Annotated in this window: 14 protein-coding genes; 11 read left to right on the top strand and 3 right to left on the bottom strand. The window is 61.0% G+C overall.

The window, feature by feature from the left end; genetic code table 11:
* Nucleotides 1-14: 14 nt before the first annotated feature.
* Nucleotides 15-923, bottom strand: coding sequence for a helix-turn-helix domain-containing protein (locus JKA62_RS15600; protein WP_201818526.1), 909 nt, complete (start codon nucleotides 921-923; stop codon nucleotides 15-17).
* Nucleotides 924-1084: 161 nt separating this feature from the next.
* On the opposite strand from JKA62_RS15600, the gene JKA62_RS15595 reads away from it, so the two are divergent.
* From JKA62_RS15595 to JKA62_RS15575, 5 genes are all read left to right on the top strand, one after another.
* Nucleotides 1085-2443 carry a glutamine synthetase family protein gene (locus JKA62_RS15595; RefSeq protein WP_041475556.1) on the top strand — a complete coding sequence of 453 codons (1359 nt, stop codon included), beginning with the start codon at nucleotides 1085-1087 and terminating at the stop codon, nucleotides 2441-2443.
* A gap of 90 nt (nucleotides 2444-2533) precedes the next feature.
* Nucleotides 2534-3622: a polyamine ABC transporter substrate-binding protein gene (locus JKA62_RS15590; RefSeq protein ID WP_007951305.1), complete on the top strand. Its 1089-nt coding sequence runs from the start codon at nucleotides 2534-2536 to the stop codon at nucleotides 3620-3622.
* Complete coding sequence (locus JKA62_RS15585) at nucleotides 3619-4920, top strand: NAD(P)/FAD-dependent oxidoreductase (RefSeq protein ID WP_011334242.1); 1302 nt, start codon at nucleotides 3619-3621, stop codon at nucleotides 4918-4920. The genes JKA62_RS15590 and JKA62_RS15585 overlap by 4 nt, the downstream gene beginning before the upstream one ends.
* Before the next feature lie 113 nt (nucleotides 4921-5033).
* Complete coding sequence (locus JKA62_RS15580; protein ID WP_201818524.1) at nucleotides 5034-6689, top strand: PqiB family protein; 1656 nt, start codon at nucleotides 5034-5036, stop codon at nucleotides 6687-6689.
* Between the two features lie 16 nt (nucleotides 6690-6705).
* Complete coding sequence (locus JKA62_RS15575; RefSeq protein ID WP_201818522.1) at nucleotides 6706-7257, top strand: PqiC family protein; 552 nt, start codon at nucleotides 6706-6708, stop codon at nucleotides 7255-7257.
* On the opposite strand, the gene JKA62_RS15570 is transcribed toward JKA62_RS15575, so the two are convergent.
* Nucleotides 7215-8528: a sensor histidine kinase gene (locus JKA62_RS15570; protein ID WP_011334245.1), complete on the bottom strand. Its 1314-nt coding sequence runs from the start codon at nucleotides 8526-8528 to the stop codon at nucleotides 7215-7217. The genes JKA62_RS15575 and JKA62_RS15570 overlap by 43 nt on opposite strands.
* Before the next feature lie 326 nt (nucleotides 8529-8854).
* On the opposite strand from JKA62_RS15570, the gene JKA62_RS15565 reads away from it, so the two are divergent.
* The 6 genes from JKA62_RS15565 to JKA62_RS15540 all read left to right on the top strand — a co-directional run bounded on the left by JKA62_RS15565 (nucleotide 8855) and on the right by JKA62_RS15540 (nucleotide 16887).
* Nucleotides 8855-9508: a histidine phosphatase family protein gene (locus JKA62_RS15565; protein ID WP_201818660.1), complete on the top strand. Its 654-nt coding sequence runs from the start codon at nucleotides 8855-8857 to the stop codon at nucleotides 9506-9508.
* Nucleotides 9509-9789: 281 nt separating this feature from the next.
* Nucleotides 9790-11499: a lipid IV(A) 4-amino-4-deoxy-L-arabinosyltransferase gene (gene arnT / locus JKA62_RS15560; protein WP_201818520.1), complete on the top strand. Its 1710-nt coding sequence runs from the start codon at nucleotides 9790-9792 to the stop codon at nucleotides 11497-11499.
* Nucleotides 11496-13025: an ArnT family glycosyltransferase gene (locus JKA62_RS15555; RefSeq protein ID WP_011334248.1), complete on the top strand. Its 1530-nt coding sequence runs from the start codon at nucleotides 11496-11498 to the stop codon at nucleotides 13023-13025. Before arnT ends, JKA62_RS15555 begins: the two co-directional genes overlap by 4 nt.
* 200 nt (nucleotides 13026-13225) lie before the next feature.
* Nucleotides 13226-14239, top strand: a complete 1014-nt coding sequence (locus JKA62_RS15550) for an iron ABC transporter substrate-binding protein (protein WP_201818518.1) — start codon at nucleotides 13226-13228, stop codon at nucleotides 14237-14239.
* 3 nt (nucleotides 14240-14242) lie between these two features.
* Nucleotides 14243-15838, top strand: a complete 1596-nt coding sequence (locus tag JKA62_RS15545) for an ABC transporter permease (protein WP_201818516.1) — start codon at nucleotides 14243-14245, stop codon at nucleotides 15836-15838.
* A complete protein-coding gene (locus JKA62_RS15540; RefSeq protein ID WP_201818515.1) occupies nucleotides 15835-16887 on the top strand; it encodes an ABC transporter ATP-binding protein in 1053 nt (350 codons plus the stop codon). The genes JKA62_RS15545 and JKA62_RS15540 overlap by 4 nt, the downstream gene beginning before the upstream one ends.
* On the opposite strand, the gene JKA62_RS15535 is transcribed toward JKA62_RS15540, so the two are convergent.
* Nucleotides 16888-17778: a site-specific integrase gene (locus JKA62_RS15535; protein ID WP_011334252.1), complete on the bottom strand. Its 891-nt coding sequence runs from the start codon at nucleotides 17776-17778 to the stop codon at nucleotides 16888-16890.
* Nucleotides 17779-18178 lie beyond the last annotated feature (400 nt).

Below are 18178 nucleotides of genomic sequence, written 5' to 3'. Positions count from 1 at the left end.
GCGCAGAGCGCCCGTCACAAGGACGATGAACGCTTCAACGTCTCGCTCGGCAACTCCTTGAACAACGTTCGATAACTGCTTGAAAAACGACCCAAATGCCAGAATGACCAGTTCATCGCCACTTCCGCCACCGTGGTGTCTGCCGGCGATCGTTTGAGCAATTCCCGCCGCGCACTGTTGAGCCTGCGCAACCGCAGCCAGTGGCTCGGCGACATCCCCGTGTAAGCCTTGAAGGTCTGCTGCAACTGGCGCAGGGAAACCCCGGCGACCCGCGATAACTCAAGCAGATTGACGGTTTCTTCCGGCGAATCCGCTGCCCACTCGCCCACGCGTTTGAGGGTGATTCGCTCTTCGGCGCGCCGCTGCAAGCCACCGCCGTCCAGGCACACGCTCGCGTTGTCGAGGATGAACAGGCAGTCCTCCAGCAACTGTTGAGTCAGTGCTTCTTTGCTTGGCTGATCAAGGGTTTGCGACAACTTCGTGAGAGTGGAGCTTAACCAGCGGCTGAACAATCCATTCTGCGCGCCATTGAGCGGCGCCATGAACAGACCTTCCAGCCTGGCCACGTCCAGGCCATTGCGCTGGACGAAATCCGGGCCGAACACCACGGCGATTTCCTGGTAGTTCTCTGGGGTGATCCAGATGTTGCGGCTCTCTTCATTGAGCAGATAGAGCGCGTTGTCGCTGCGATCGAAACAGAACGCCAGCGCCCCTTCCGGCGCACTGAAATTCTGCTCGACCCGAGTGTTCATCTGTTCTTCGTAAACCTCCACACCCTGCAAATCCAGATAGCGGATCTGCCCGGCGAAATGCCCCGGCGACATCTGCTGGTAATGCTGAACCCAACCCGGCGTGGCGCGGATCTGTTCGGTGACATCGGCGGTGTTGAACGCTTGAACCTGAAGCGGATTGCACGTCGTCATGGGGAACCTTGCGCACTCTTTTGGTGCGCTTTGGTGCTGCTGAAAGTGGATAGATGGAACGGCAAGGCCCGCCCAAGATAGTCGTCAACGCGCCACAGGGGAAGCCTGCGAAAGATGAAATCGCGTTCCCCCGCGTCAACAAAACCAACGACGAGGTCTTTATGAATGCCCCTTTCGATCAGCTGTTCACGTGGCTGAAAGATCACAAGATTACCGAAGTGGAATGCGTGGTCAGCGACCTGACCGGCATCGCCCGCGGCAAGATCGCACCGACCAACAAGTTCCTGCATGAGCGAGGCATGCGCCTGCCGGAAAGTGTGCTGCTGCAAACGGTAACCGGGGATTTTGTCGACGACGACATCTACTACGACCTGCTCGACCCGGCCGACATCGACATGGTCTGCAAACCGGTGAGCGACGCGGTGTACGTGATCCCGTGGGCCATCGAGCCGACTGCCATCGTCATCCACGACACCTTCGACAAGTTCGGCAACCCGATCGAACTGTCGCCGCGCAACGTGCTGAAGAAAGTCCTGCAGCTGTACACCGACAAAGGCTGGAAGCCGATCGTGGCGCCGGAAATGGAGTTCTACCTGACCCAGCGCTGCGAAGACCCGGACTTACCGCTAAAGGCACCCCTGGGCCGCTCCGGTCGCGCCGAAAGCGGTCGGCAGTCGTTCTCCATCGACGCCGCCAACGAATTCGATCCATTGTTCGAAGACGTCTACGACTGGTGCGAACTGCAAGGCCTGGATCTGGACACGCTGATCCACGAAGACGGCCCGGCGCAGATGGAAATCAACTTCCGCCACGGCGACGCGCTCGATCTGGCCGACCAGATCACCGTGTTCAAGCGTACCCTGCGTGAAGCCGCCCTCAAGCACAACGTGACCGCGACTTTCATGGCCAAGCCGATCGGCGACGAGCCCGGCAGCGCCATGCACCTGCATCAGAGCGTGGTCGAGATCGCCAGCGGCCAGCCAATTTTCGCCAATGCCGACGGCAGCATGAGCGACCTGTTCCGCCATCACATCGGCGGCCTGCAGAAGTACATTCCGAAGGTGCTGCCGATGTTCGCGCCGAACGTGAACTCGTTCCGCCGCTTCCTGCCGGACACCTCGGCACCGGTCAACGTCGAATGGGGCGAAGAAAACCGCACCGTCGGCCTGCGGGTGCCAACCTCCGGGCCTGAGGCGATGCGGGTTGAGAACCGTCTGCCCGGCGCCGACGCCAACCCGTACCTGGCCATCGCCGCGAGCCTGCTATGCGGCTACATCGGTATGGTCGAAGGCGTCGAACCGAGCGCCGCCGTCGAAGGCCGGGCTTACGAGCGCCGCAACCTGCGCCTGCCGATCACCATCGAAGAAGCCCTGACCCAGATGGAAGAGTGCGACACCGTCGCGCAATACCTGGGCAGCAAGTTCGTACGCGGCTACGTCGCGGTGAAACGCGCCGAGCACGAAAACTTCAAGCGCGTGATCAGTTCCTGGGAGCGGGAGTTCCTGTTGCTGAGCGTTTAAGCCTGAGACCTGATCGCTCCCGGACACTGTCCGGGAGCGATCCCTACCGACTTTACGAGCATAAAAAATCCAACTCGAAGAGGTGTCGATATGCGTCTGTTGAAATCCATGATCCCCGCCGCGCTGGCCCTGGCGTGCAGTGCCGGTGCCCTCGCCCAACCCCAGGTCAGCGTCTACAACTGGACCGATTACATTGGCGAAACCACCCTCGCCGACTTCCAGTCCTCCAGCGGGATCAAGGTGATCTACGACGTCTTCGACTCCAACGAAACCCTCGAAGGCAAACTGCTCGCCGGTCGCACCGGTTACGACGTGGTGGTGCCGTCCAACCACTTCCTCGCCCGTCAGGTAAAGGCCGGTGCGTTCCTCAAACTGGACCGCTCGCAACTGCCGAACTGGAAAAACCTCGACCCGAAACTGCTGGCCCTGCTTGAGAAAAACGATCCGGGCAACGAGCACTCGGTGCCGTACCTGTGGGGCACCAACGGCATCGGCTACAACGTCGACAAGGTCAAGCAAGTGCTGGGCATCGATCACATCGATTCCTGGGCCGTGCTGTTCGAACCGGAAAACCTGAAGAAACTCACCCAGTGCGGTGTGTCGATGATGGACTCGGCCGATGAAGTGTTCCCGGCCATCCTCAACTACATGGGCATGGACCCGCGCAGCGAGAAACCCGAAGACTACAAGAAGGCCGAAGAGAAACTGCTTAGCATCCGGCCGTACATCACCTATTTCCATTCCTCGAAATACGTGTCCGACCTGGCCAACGGTGACATCTGCGTGGCCTTCGGTTACTCCGGCGACGTGTTCCAGGCCGCCAATCGCGCCAAGGAAGCCAAGAACGGCGTGAACATCGCCTATTCGATTCCCAAGGAAGGCGCGAACCTGTGGTTCGACCTGCTGGCGATTCCCGCCGATGCCGGCAACACCAAGGAAGCCCACGCCTTCATCAATTACCTGCTCGATCCGCAAGTGATCGCCAAGGTCAGCGCCTCGGTGGGTTACGCCAACCCGAACCCGGCGGCCAAGCAATATATGGATCCCGAGCTGGTCAACAATCCCGAGGTCTATCCGTCTCAGGAAGTCCTCGACAAGCTCTACATCTCCTCTACCCCGCCCCAGTCGATCATGCGTCTGATGACCCGGTCCTGGAGCAAAGTGAAGTCGAACAAATGAATCAGTACACCCAGGAACACGCCCAGTCCTATTACGCCGCGTCGGCCCGGGCCAGCACACCCTATCCGGAACTGGCGGGCGACCTGATCGCCGATGTCTGCGTGATCGGCGGCGGGTTCACCGGCGTCAACACGGCCATTGAACTGGCGCAGCGCGGGCTTTCGGTGATTCTGCTCGAAGCCCGGCGCATCGGCTGGGGCGCCAGCGGGCGCAATGGCGGGCAGCTGATTCGCGGGATCGGCCATGACGTCGAAGGTTTCTCACGGCATGTCGGCAGCGAAGGCGTGCGCTATCTGCACCGGGCCGGGATCGATTCGGTGGAGCTGGTGCGCCAGCGCATCACCGACAACGCCATCGAGTGCGACCTGCGCTGGGGCTTCTGCGAGCTAGCCAACACCCCGGCGCAGTTCGACGCCTTCAAGGCCGAGCAGGACAGCCTGGCGCAGCTGGGTTACCGCCATGAAACGCGGCTGGTCGCCCCTGAGCTGATTCGTCAGCAAGTTGTGAACGCGGGCGTCTACAAGGGCGGCCTGATCGACAAGGGCTCAGGGCATCTGCACCCGCTCGACCTGGTCCAGGGCGAAGCCCGACTGGCAGCCTCCCTCGGGGTGCGGATTTTCGAGCAGAGCCCGGTGCTGGAAATTCTCCACGGTTCGACCGTTCAAGTCCGCACCCAGAGCGGCACGGTGCGCGCCGGCAGTCTGGTGCTCGGCTGCAACGCGCACCTGGATGAACTCGAACAGCAACTCAGCGGCAAGGTGCTGCCCGCCGGCAGTTACATCATCGCCACCGAACCGCTGTCCGCGGAACGCGCCGCCGAACTGATTCCGCAGAATCTGGCGTTGTGCGACCAGAAAGTCGGCCTCGACTACTACCGGCTCTCGGCGGACCGGCGCTTGCTGTTCGGCGGCGCCTGCCACTATTCGGGACGGGATCCGGCGGACATCGCCGCGTACATGCGACCGAAGATGCTCAAGGTGTTCCCGCAACTGGCAGATGTGCGCATCGACTATCAGTGGGGCGGCAAGATCGGCATCACCGCCAACCGCTTCCCGCAGGTCGGCCGCCTGAAGCAGCACCCGAACGTGTTCTACGCCCAGGGCTATTCCGGCCACGGCCTGAACGTCACCCACTGGTGCGCCAGGCTGCTGGGCGAAGCGATTCATGCCGGCCACAGTCAGGGCATGGATGTGTTCAGCAACGTGCCGCACATGACATTCCCCGGCGGCCCGGCGCTGCGTTCGCCACTGCTGGCACTGGGCATGTTCTGGTATCGCCTGCGGGAGCTGCTGGGATGACGCTTCGCGGTTAAAGCATCCTGCACATTTGCTCTATCGCGAAGCACTTCTATATTGATGAAGTGCTTTTGCGTTCCTGACGCTCAGTGCCCAACACACCCTGGAGGTCATGGATGGAGTCGTCAGCCGCCGATCAACCGCGAGCGCCCGGCCAGGCGCCGGCCAAGACTCGGCGTTTCAGCATTTCGCTGGTGTGGATCGTGCCGATCGTCGCGGTGCTGGTGGGCCTCTCGCTGGTGGTGCACAACCTGATGCAGGAAGGCCCGACCATCACCGTCACCTTCAAGACCGGCAGCGGCCTGACCGCCAACAAGACCGAAGTCAAATACCGCAACGTGGTGATCGGCCAGGTCACGGATGTCGAACTGAGCGACGACCAGAAAAGCGTCAAGGCCACGATCAAACTGGCCAAGCAGGCCGAAACCTTCACCCGTGAAGACTCGCAGTTCTGGGTCGTGCGCCCGCGCATCGGTGCGGGCGGTGTCTCGGGCATCGATACGTTGCTTTCCGGTGACTACATCGGCGCCGACATCGGTCAGTCCAACTCGCGTTCGAAGCATTTCAAGGGCCTGGAGAACCCGCCGCCGATCACCTACGGCGAACCGGGCAAACGCTTCAACCTGCACGCTTCGGATCTCGGCTCGCTGGACATCGGCTCGCCGGTCTATTACCGCAAGATCCCGGTCGGCCAAGTCGTGGCCTATGCGCTGGACGCCGATGGCAAAGGAGTGAACATCGAGGTGTTCATCCATGCGCCGAACGACGCCTACGTCACGGAAAACACCCGGTTCTGGAACGCCAGCGGGATTGATGTCAACGTCGGTGCCAACGGTTTTGCGGTGAAAACCGAATCGTTGTCGACCTTGCTGGTGGGCGGCATCGCCTTCCGAGCGCCGGAGTACAGCCCCAACGATGTCGTGGCCGCCGAAGAAAGAACCTACGACCTGTTCGACGACCAGCAAACCGCCCTCGCCCCGCCCAACGGCAAAGCGCAATACCTGACCCTGCGTTTCGATCAGGCCCTGCGCGGGCTGAAGGTTGATGCACCGGTGGAATTCCTCGGTATCGAGATCGGCCGGGTGGTGAGCGTCAACCTGGACTTCGACGCAAAAAAACGCAGTTTCCCGCTCAACGTCGGCATCGTGATCTACCCGCAACGCCTCGGCCAGGCCCATATCAAGATGCTCAAGGCACTCGAGCACAATCCGGACGACGAAGCCGCTGCCGTGCGCCTGATCGGCACCTTTATCGACAACGGTCTGCGCGCCCAGGCCCGCAGCGGCAACCTGCTGACCGGCCAGCTGTACATCGCGCTGGATTTCTTCCCCAAGGCCGAAAAAGTCGCGTTCGACCCGACCGCCCGCCCGATCAGCGTTCCGACCGTCCCCGGCAGCCTCGAACAATTGCAGGAAAAACTTGAAGCGATGATCGACAAGCTCAACAAGCTGCCGGTGGAGCGGATTGCCGGCAACCTCGACAGCAACCTCGTGGAATTGCGCAAAGGCCTGACCCAGTTCAACGCCAAGACCCTGCCCGGCGTGCAGACTACCCTCGCCGACGTGAGCAAGACCCTGCAGTCGGCCAGTTCGACTCTGGCCGAAGATTCGCCGCAACGCGAACAATTGACTCAGACCCTCGACGAACTCGGGCGCATGTCGCGTTCGCTGCGTGAGCTGTCCGATTATCTGGGCCGTCATCCGGAATCGTTGATTCGCGGCCGTCCCGACAACGCCGCGCCGCTGGACCTCAAAGGGCCGCCGCGCAACTGAGCACAGGAGCTGTCCCATGGCTTTAAAGCTGAAGTTCACCGTGCTCGCGATCGGCCTGCTGCTGGGCGCCTGTAAAAGCGCTCCGATCAGCTTTCACACCCTGACACCGACGCAACCGATGACCGGCCGCGCCGGCTCGGAAATCACCATCGAAGGCATCAGCGTGCCGCCCCAGGTCGACCGGCCGCAAATCGTGATCCGCCAGGGCAACAGCGGCCTGGCGATCCTTGAGACCGAATGGTGGGGCGCGAGCCTCAGTGATGAATTGCGCAGCGCGCTGGTGGATCAACTGAGCAATGCCGGCGGTCCGCGCAAAACCTCGGTGCGCATTGATGTGCAACGCTTCGATTCGATACCCGGGCAATACGGGCTGATCGACGTCAAATGGCGCCTGCGCCAAGCCAACGCCGGGGACGATGCCCTGATCGCCTGCCGGTCGCTGCTGCAAACCCCGTCCGGGCCGACCATCGACGATCTGGTGGTGGCCCAGCAGAACAACGTTAAGCGCCTGGCCGCGTTGATCGGTCAGGCGGCGGGCACTGCGCGGGGCTGTCCACCGGCGTCCTGAGCGTCCGTCTTCAAAAGGACGGTAAAACGACAACCGTGGGGCTCACGGGTTGTCAGGTCGACCTGCCAGTGCTCGCGATTGCAAATCCGCTGCACCAGTGACAATCCCAGCCCAAGCCCCTCGCCTCGACGCTCGTCACCACGCACGAATGGCTGGAACATCGCTTGTCGGCGTTCTTCGGGAATGCCGATGCCACTGTCTTCAACCACAAATCCGCATTCCCCGACGGTCAGCCTGACAAAGCCCTGATCGGTGTAATGCCAGGCATTGCGCAGCAGGTTACCCATCACTGACTGCAGGAAGGTCTGGTTGTAGCGAGCCGTGCCGGCCGGATTGATGTCGCAGAAAAATTCCAGCCCTTTTTCGCGGATCAGCCGCCCCCAGATCTCCGCCTGAACGCGTGCAACTTCCCCAAGGGAAACGCAAATGTCGCCACCGGTATCTTCCTGGGCGCGGGCGAGCATCAGGAAGGTATCCACCAATTGACGCATTTCATGACTGGCCCGTGCGATGCGGTTGACCTGCGCGGCCGAGCGGGTATCGAGCGACGGATTGGCGAGCAGCAACTCGCAGGCGCCGCCGAGCACCATCAACGGAGTGCGAAGTTCATGACTCACGTCGCTGGTGAACAGTTTTTCCCGGCTCAGCGTTTCGCGCAGGCGACCCAGCGTCTGATCGAACGAGAGTGCCAGTTCTCCGACTTCGTCCGCCGCGTAGTCCGGATGCAGAGGCGGCGCCAGCACCAGTAACTGGTCGCGGTGACGCACCTGGCGCGCCAGACGGATGACCGGAGCCATTACCCGTCGTGCCAGCAATCGGCCCAGCACAATCGCCAGCAGAATGCTCAGGATGAACCCGACCGCCACCACAATGAACAACAGACGCTCACGCTGTTCGAGACTTTCCTGGTCACGCAACAGCACGTACTTGCGTCCGCCCACCATCTCGACCATGGCGAAAAAGCCATCGCCCTCGAACATGACCTCCTGAAACCCCGGCGAAAGAGCCGCCAGTGACGGGACGAGCGCCATGGCGCCCGGTCCGCCTTCGAAGAAAAACAGCTCGCTCTTTTCCGGTCGATGGCTCCAGCGACTGATGTCATCCATTGCCAGCAAACGATGCAGACCGCCCATCAAGGTCGTGGCCGTCAACTTGTGTTCCACCACATGCACGGTGGCTACGATTCCCAGCGCAAATACGCCGGCCACCAGCGCACTCATCGAGGCGAATACGATGACGATCCGTTTCGTCAGGCTTTGCTTGAAATCCATTCGGCTGGAGGACTCCACCTCGGTTATCAGACTCGGCGGTCAACATCAGGTGTGTACTCAATAGATGGACCGAACGGATTCAGCTTCACCTCAAACAGCAACAGTTGTTAAGCCAGCCCGGTAAAAAAAGCGTATTTGAGTCTGGTTATCAGAAACTTGATTAATTGCACACTTTCAACGCCCGCAAATTTTTCACATGTTCTTCACTGCGGCCCGACGTGAATAGCCCCAACATTCAGCCAGCATTCAAGTACGCAACCATAAAGTTGATTAAATCGCAGGCCAGTTGCGCCTGCGAAGTTAAGGGGCATGGCGTGGAGCGACAGATGCTATTAACAGCAGTCTATAAACAACGTCGACTAGTGCGACTTGGAAAACTGCTGACGGTCGTCGGTGCAGGGGTGGCGATTGCACTGGTCAGCGGCTTTGTCTGGGTAACCCGCTCCCCCATTGATCTGGGCCACGCGGGGAAGGCCTCAAGGGCTGACTGGACCAGGGCCTGGCAGGCGGGCGAAGTGGTGGCACTGGTGCGCCATGCTGAACGTTGCGACCGCTCCGACCATCTTTGTCTGGGCCCGGAAGACGGCATCACTCAGGTAGGCAATGACTCGGCTGTGCGGGTGGGCAAGGGTTTCAAGAGCTTGGGCATGCAGCAGGCACAGGTGTTCACCAGCCCGCTGACCCGAACCGTGCAAACGGCGCGTGCCATGTTCGGGCAGGACGCTACTGCCCAGCCCTGGCTTGAATCCTGCGGTTCGTCGCTGCGTAACGAGGTGGTGGCGCACAAAGTTGCACAGCGCAATCTGGTGCTGGTCACCCATAGCGGCTGCATCAGCGACTTTGAAAAACAGACCGGTTTTCCCCATGCGATCGCCGCTGATTATGGAAGCACGCTGTTTGTTCGCATTGATGCCAAGGGGCAACTTGAAGTGCTGGGCATTCTGAATGCCGAGGCCTGGTCACAACTCAATAGCGATTAACGTCCTGGTTACAGCTAATTGACAGTTCTGAGCTGTTTTTAATTAAACAAAGCACACTTCATTAAATTGTAATGAGAGATGTATCTGCCCTCCGACTTACTGGACAGCTGGTTTTTTTAGACTTGGCTTTATCGCGAGAACTTCGGCCTGGAGGTACGACAGTTCTCTGGATACAGGAAATGCCCGACACCTGCATTCATTCAACACGATGACGCGCCCGCTCAGGAACACGCCGGGCAGGTCATCGACATCAGAACTTCGTACGGTACCAAGGCTTTGTCATGACGTCTGAAAACAACCCGCTGCGACACACTGCCCTTTTCCCTTCGACGACTGCGGTCGAACGCTGGGCCATCCCCGGCCTTATTCTGGCGTTCGTGATGTTTTACCTGCTGCCATTGATGAGCCACGGCCTGTGGATCCCCGATGAAACCCGCTACGGCCAGATCAGCCAGGAAATGCTGCTGAGTGGCAATTGGGTAGCCCCGCACTTCATGGGCATCCGTTATTTCGAGAAACCGATTGCCGGCTACTGGATGATTGCCATCGGCCAGGCAATTTTCGGTGACAACCTGTTCGGCGTGCGTATCGCTTCGGCGCTGAGTACCGGCGCCAGCGTCTGGCTGACCTACCTGATGGCCCGCCGGCTCTGGAACAACCCGCGCATCAGCCTCGCAAGCGCCCTGCTGTACATGAGTTTCGGGCTGATTGCAGGTCAAGCCGGCTATGCCAATCTCGATCCGCAATTCACCTTGTGGGTCAACCTGAGCATGGTGGCTGTGTGGTTTGCCATCGACAGCCGCACGCCCCGCGCTCGCCTGGGTGGCTGGGCGCTGCTCGGTGTCGCTTGCGGCATAGGGCTGATGACCAAAGGGTTCCTGGCCCTGCTGTTGCCGGTGCTGATCGCCCTGCCCTACATGCTCTGGCAACGGCGATTCGGTGAGCTGGTGCGTTACGGACTGGTCGCCGTGGTGCTCTGCGCCCTCGTCAGCCTGCCGTGGGTGTTGGCAGTCCATTACCGGGAACCGGACTTCTGGCGGTTCTTCTTCTGGCACGAACACATCCGTCGTTTTGCCGCCGGTGACGACGCGCAACATGCCCGCCCGTGGTGGTTCTACCTGCCGTTGCTGTTTGCCTCGACCCTGCCGTGGGCGCTGCTTCTGCCTCCGACCTTGCTGCGCATGTGGCGCGAAAAGCGTGAGGCAAAAACCGCCTACCTGGCACTGTGGTTCCTGCTGCCACTGGCCTTTTTCAGTCTGAGCAGCGGCAAACTTCCTACGTACATCATGCCGTGCCTGCTGCCCGTCGCGCTGTTGATGGGACAGACCGTAGTCAAGTGGCTGGATCAACGCAGTGGCCGGTTCCTGCGCCTGAACGGTGTGTTCAACACGGTACTCGCCAGTGTTGCGCTGGTGGCCCTGCTCTATCTTCAGGCCACGAAGGAAATCTACGAAAACACTGAGATGTTCAGCCTGTCGCTGGCCTATATCGTGTTGGTAGGCTGGATCATCGCCAACGCCTTGCAAGTGCTGCGGCCACTGACATTGTGGGCAATGCCGGCGCTGGGCATCGGCCTGCTCGTGGCGTTGCTGCCCGCCGCCATGCCGGCGCAGATCGTCAACAGCAAGATGCCGGATCAGTTCATTGCCGAGCATCAACGGGAACTGAGTGAAACCGCGTCGCTGCTGAGCAACGACCTGGGGGCGGCCTCCGCGCTGGCATGGCGCCTGAAGCGTCCGCAGGTGGATCTGTTCAACACCATCGGTGAGCTGAAGTACGGCCTCGAAGACCCGGCCATGGAAGCACGTAAAGTCACTATGGACGGCGTCGGCCAGTGGATGACCGAAGCGCGGAAAAAAGGCGCCGTCGGTGTGGTCTTGCGCGTCAACAGTACGCAGGAAGAACAGGAAGTTGAATTGCTGCCCGTGGACGGCAAGCATTATCGGCGCGGCAATCTGCACATTTTCATCTTTGCGCAGAAACAGCCATGACGGTGCGCAACAACGACCGCGCCGCCCTGTTGCTCCTGCTGGCGGCCAGCGCCCTGATGTTGCTGCTCGGCCTTGGCAGCCGCGAACTGTGGGGCGCGGAAACCCGCTGGGCCAACATCGCGTTGCAGATGCTGCAAAGCGGCGATTACTTCGATCCGTACCTCAAGGGCGATCCCTACTACGACAAGCCGCTTTTGTCGTACTGGATGATCACCGCGACCGCCTGGCTGACCGGCAGTCTCGATCACTGGTCGCTGCGCCTGTCTTCGGTGGTGTCCGCATGGTTGAGCGTGTGGCTGGTGTATCAACTGGGCGAGCAGCGGTTTCGCAAGGGCACGGGACTGATCGCCGGCTGGATGCTGGCGACCACCTTCTATTTCGTGTTCTGGGCGCGGGTCGCCACGGCCGACATTCTGACCGTGTGCGGGGTGCTGGCAGCGGTCTGGTGGTATTGGCGCGGTCCTGAAGACACCCGGTTTTCGCGCTACGTGGTGTTCTGCGGTTTGCTGGCCCTGACCTCACTGTTCAAGGGGCTGATCGGCTTTATCCTGCCGGGGCTGGTGCTGCTGCCGCACCTGTTGCATGAAGGCCGCTGGAAGCGTCATCTCAATCTGAGACTACTCGCCGCGCTGGTGATTGCCGGGGCGTTCTACATGACGCCCTTCCTGCTGTCCCACCTCTACGGCGCGCCAAATTACGGGGAAAGCGGCCTCGGGCTGGTCTTGCGGGAAAACGTCGTGCGGTTTTTCCAGCCATTCGACAACATCGGCCCGATCTACACCTATTTGCTGTACCTGCCGATCTACACCCTGCCATGGGCACCGTGCTGGATCATTGCCCTGTGGGTCGCGGCGTGTAACTGGAAACACATCGAACCGGACACCCGCTGGCTGATTCAGGGCCTGGGGTTATTAATGCTGTTCTTCACGGCCAGCGGCAGCCGGCGCAGTTATTACGTGCTGCCACTGGTGCCGTTCGCGCAACTGCTCGGGGCGTGGTGGATTACCCGGCGCCTGGCGGCTCGAAATGCCGAAGGCCCGTTCGGCGGGCGTGGCCTGAAAATCGGTTTCGGCGTGGCCACTGTCCTGCTGCTCGGCATACTCGGTGTGCTTTACCCGTGGACCAACAGCGGAGGCGGCGCAATCCGTTTCGGCGAAACCGTGCGCCTGCAAGCCAGCCAACGCGCTCCCTTGAGTCAATGGCATGTGGTAATGGTCGAGGTCGACAATAAAGTGCCGATGTACCTGCAGACCGGCGGTGCGCCGTTCTACTACGTGCCGCAGAGCCGGGATTTCCCGCGCGACGGCGATACCGCAGCCATGATCGCCTGGCTGGAACGCACCAGCGGTCAGCAGTGGGATCCGCAACGGACCCTCTTTGTCGCCCAGTACCGCACCGGCGATCCCGTTCCGCTGAGTCACCTCAGCCGCGATCATCAGGTCATTACCACCACGCCCACCCGCGGCGAACAGTTGTTCCACGGTCGCGAGGATCAAAGCGTCGCCTACCTGCCCCAAGGCTCCTGAAAGACAGCGCCGGGTTCGCCCGGCGTCCCCGCCAAGTGACTGCTAACCTGAATGGCAATGACATGTATTAACGGTTGTTTTGACGTTTTTTTCTCATTTGCCTCTCTACATTGCCAGCCAGCCAACATATGCAAATCATTCGCATTGAAACTCCCGCGAATGCTTGCCCATAACGTCTAAAAACAGGAGCTGCCCCCGCCATGAGTCCATCCCTTCCGTCCTTTCTGAAACAGGCCGCGCTGGCGACTGCGCTGCTCGCGGCCGGTCAGGTGTTTGCCGCCGACTCCGTCGGCCTTGTGGTCTACAACGCCCAGCACGAAACCCTGACCAAGGCCTGGGTCGCCGGCTTCACCGAGGAAACCGGGATCCCGGTCACCGTGCGCAACGGCGACGACACGGAAATGGGCAATCAGATCGTGCAGGAAGGTGCGGCGTCGCCGGCGGATGTGTTCCTGACGGAAAACTCCCCGGCCATGGTCCTGGTGGACAACGCCAAGCTGTTCGCGCCGGTGGCTCCGGCAACCCTTGAGCAAGTCGATGCGGCTTATCGACCGGCCCACGGTCAGTGGGTCGGCATCGCCGCGCGCTCGACGGTGTTCGTCTACAACCCGACGAAACTGGCGGAAAAAGACCTGCCCAAATCCCTGATGGACCTCGCGAGCCCCGCCTGGAAAGGTCGCTGGGCCGCGTCGCCTGCCGGTGCGGATTTCCAGGCCATCGTCGCCGCCGTGCTGGAACAGAAAGGCGAAGCCGCCACCCTCGAATGGCTCAAGGGCATGAAAGCGAATTTCACCGCCTACCGGGGCAACAGTTCGGTGCTCAAAGCGGTGAATGCCGGGCAAGTCGACAGCGGCGTGATCTATCACTATTACGCGTTCGTCGATCAGGCCAAGACCGGCGAAAACAGCAAGAACACTGCCCTGCACTACTTCAAGCATCAGGATCCGGGGGCGTTCGTGAGCATTTCCGGTGGTGGCGTGCTGGCTTCCAGCAAACACCAGGAGGACGCGCAGAAATTCCTCCAGTACATCACCGGCAAACAAGGCCAGGAAGTCCTGCGCACCGGCAATTCCTTTGAATACGCCGTGGGCAAGGACTCGGCCTCCAACCCCAAACTGGTGCCGTTGAAGGATCTGGACGCGCCGAAAGTCGATGCATCGAAGCTCGACAGCAAGAAAGCCGTCGAACTGATGACCCAGGCAGGACTGATTTAATTGGTGCCTGAAACTCTGTCGGCGGGGATCGCTACGGCGCCCTCCGCCCATTTGTCACGCCGGACCCGCGCCCTCAATGGGCGCGGGAGTCCATGGGTGGTCGTGCTGGCCATCGCGGTGTCGCTGCTGTCATTGGTGCCGATCGGTTTTGTGGTCGGCGTGTCGTGGTACACCGGCTGGGCGACTATCGAAGCCTTGGTCTTCCGTCCGCGGGTCGCCGAGCTGCTGATCAACACCGTGCTCTTGGTGCTGATCACGCTGCCGATCTGCATCGTGCTCGGCACCACGCTGGCGTGGCTGACCGAACGCACCGACCTGCCGGGACGGCGATTGTGGTCACTGCTGGCGGTTGCGCCGCTGGCGGTACCGGCGTTCGTGCACAGTTACGCATGGGTCAGCCTGTTTCCGTCGATTCATGGGCTGCCGGCCGGGGTGCTGGTGTCGGTGATCGCCTATTTCCCGTTCCTCTATTTGCCGATTGCGGCGACGTTGCGTCGTCTCGATCCGGCGATTGAAGACGTGGCCGAATCCCTCGGCCTGAAACCGTGGGCCGTGTTCTTCCGGGTGGTGCTGCCGCAATTGCGGCTGGCGATCTGTGGCGGCGCGTTGCTGGTCGGCCTGCACTTGCTGGCCGAATATGGCCTGTACGCAATGATCCGTTTCGACACCTTCACCACGGCGATCTTCGACCAGTTCAAATCGACCTTTAACGGCCCGGCCGCCAACATGCTCGCCAGCGTTCTGGCGTTGTGCTGCCTGGCGATGCTGGTGGTGGAATCCGGCGCCCGTGGTCATGCGCGATACGCCCGCGTCGGCTCCGGCAGCGCTCGAGAACAACGCACCGTGCGCCTACAACGGCGCACCGCCGCGCTGGGGTTGTGCCTGCAAGGCCTGACCTGCCTGCTGGCGCTCGGCGTGCCGTTGCTGACCCTCGGCAAATGGCTGATCGCTGGCGGTGCCGAGGTCTGGCAGGGCAATGAGTTACTGCCGGCGTTGCTGCAGACACTGTCGTTCGGCGTGGCCGGCGCGCTGTTGACCAGCCTCGCGGCAATTCCGATTGCCTGGCTGTCGATCCGGGCGCCCGGCAAGCTGCAACGCCTGCTTGAGGGTTGCAATTACATCACCAGCGCATTGCCCGGGATTGTCGTGGCGCTGGCGCTGGTCACCGTGACGATCCATTTCGCCCGACCGATCTACCAGACCACCATTACCGTGCTGCTGGCCTACCTGCTGATGTTCCTGCCCCGGGCGCTGGTCAGCCTGCGCGCCGGGTTTGCACAGGCACCGGTGGAGCTGGAAAACATCGCACAAAGCCTCGGCCGTTCACCGTTGCGCGCCCTCTGGCTGATCACCTTGCGTCTGGCGGCGCCCGGTGCGGCGGCGGGCGCGGCGCTGGTGTTTCTGGCGATCACCAATGAACTGACCGCGACCCTGCTGCTCGCGCCCAACGGCACGCGCACCCTGGCAACCGGTTTCTGGGCCATGACCAGCGAAATCGACTACGCCGCCGCAGCGCCTTACGCCCTGCTGATGGTGCTGCTGTCGCTGCCGCTCACGGCCATCCTCTATCACCAATCCAGGCGCAGTGCCGGCCGATGAACGCTCTCGACATCATCAATCTCAGCAAATCCTTCGGCGCACAGACGGCGCTGGACTCCATCAACCTGTCCGTCCCGACCGGCAGCCGCACGGTGATCGTCGGCCCGTCCGGGTCCGGCAAGACCACCCTGTTGCGGATGATCGCCGGGTTCGAATTCCCCGATGCCGGCAGCCTCACGCTGAACGGCCAGACCCTGGTCGACAGCACCCACGCCGTACCCGCCTATCAACGACAAATCGGTTACGTGCCACAGGATGGCGCGCTGTTCCCGCACATGACCGTGGCCGACAACATCGGCTTCGGGCTGGCGGAAACCGGCAGCGCCCGAACCGAGCGCATTCAGGCGCTGATGGACAACGTCGCCCTGAACGCCGACATGGCCACACGCTGGCCCCACGAGTTGTCCGGCGGCCAACAGCAGCGGGTGTCCCTCGCCCGGGCACTGGCCCAACGTCCACGCCTGATGCTGCTCGACGAACCCTTCTCCGCCCTCGACACCGGCCTGCGCGGCGCCATGCGCAAAATGGTCGCGCGCCTGCTGGAAGAGGCTGGCGTGACCACGATTCTGGTGACCCACGATCAGGGCGAAGCGCTGTCGTTCGCCGATCAGTTGGCGGTCATGCGCGACGGTCGGCTGGTGCAGTCAGGCCATCCGATGGACCTCTACCGCTACCCCAACGATGAGCAAACTGCGCATTTTCTCGGCGACGCCGTGGTCATGCCCGCCCGGATCGAAGCCGGCTGGGCGCACTGCGACCTGGGCCGGGTGATGGTCAACAGCAACGGGTTTGCCGGCGCCGCGCAGATCATGCTGCGGCCCGAACAACTGCAACTGTCGGACATTCCCGCCGATCCGGACGGCTGTCACGCGGTGGTCACTGATCGGGACTTCGGCGGCAACGTCTGCACACTGACGGTGGAACTTCGCACGCAAGCCAGCCCCGGTCGCTCACTGCTGGTGCGCAGCTCCGGCATGCACGCGCCACCGGCCGGCAGCGCCGTGCAGTTGTCCATTCTGGGGGCGGCCCACGTCTTTGCAACGCCCTGACTACAGGTCGAAGCGATCCACCGCGCGGCGACGCTCGTTGTCGTCGCGCACGTCGTAGTTGGCGGTTGTCTGGATATTGCTGTGGTGGGCCAGCTTCTGGGCAATCGACAGGTCGTGTTCTTCGATCACCCGGGTGATGAACGAACGGCGGAAATCATGGGGCATGATCTTCACCCCGACCTGGGTGCCGCGCTGGCGGGCGATGTAATAGATCGCGTGCTTGGTGATGCGCTCGCGGGTGATATGGCTGCCACGGCGGATGCGGTTGAACAGAAACGCGTCGTCGCTCTCGCCTTCCTTGAGTTCCGAGCGACGAAACTCCAGCCAGGCATTGAGTTTGGCGAACGCCCAGGCTGGCGCGTATTTGATCAGTTGTTTATTGCCCTTGGCAGTCACGCACAGACTGCGCTCGTTGAAATCGACCTGATTGAGATCCAGATCCACCGACTCCGACTTGCGCATGCCAGTGCCGTACAACAGCGCAATCACCGCCGCATCGCGCAAACCTTGTGGCCGTGGATCGGCGGCGCAGACTTCCATCAATTCATGAATCAGCGTGCGCTTCAAATTGCGCCCCTGAGACAGTCGTGTGCCGGCAATGCCTTTGACCGAGCGCATTTTCAATAGATGTTCCTGGCTGATCAGGCTCATGCGCCAGGCTTCATTCATTACACCGCGAATGGCGTTTACATAAAGCGAAGAAGTATTCGGTGCGTAATTGTCGGCGCGCAATGCAGCGACTAATGCAACCACATCTTCCGGTTGCAGCGCATGCCAGGGAATTTCTTCGACGTTCATGTCTTCGAAACCGAGACGGTCGGCGGCATCTTGTAAAACGTAACGCATGGTGAGTTGGCTGGAGGGAGCCAGACGCGCTAGATACACGGTCATCGGGTTGGTTTTCAGGGGTTCGGGGGATGCAACGGGTAAGTCAATCAAACGTCGGGCCTTGAGTAAAAACAGTTCAACACAGCAACTAACAACTGCAACATTCTTAATATAAGGGGAACACTTCCGTAGGACTTTTCTACTAAAAACCGCGATAAACGGTAGAAGTCTGAACAGTGGCTGTATGGGTTTCAGATAAACGATTCGCCGACCGGTTTTTCATGTTCCTTTCACAAAAACGGGCATAACCTTAATTCCACTGAGTCCTGTGCCGGCGCCGCCCAAGCTGCCGGGCAATGCCTGAAAAGTCAACCGAACCCGACGTTATGTCGTCTTGGCAACTTATTGATGCAAAGGATTTTTTCGCGTCTACGCTTTGATTGGATCCGATTTTTCTGTGGAT

Origin of the sequence: Pseudomonas sp. B7 (assembly GCF_016735645.1) — a bacterium.
GTDB lineage: Bacteria > Pseudomonadota > Gammaproteobacteria > Pseudomonadales > Pseudomonadaceae > Aquipseudomonas > Aquipseudomonas glycinae.
The sequence above is the reverse complement of the archived record's forward strand: the minus strand, read 5'-3'. Positions and strand labels throughout refer to the sequence as shown.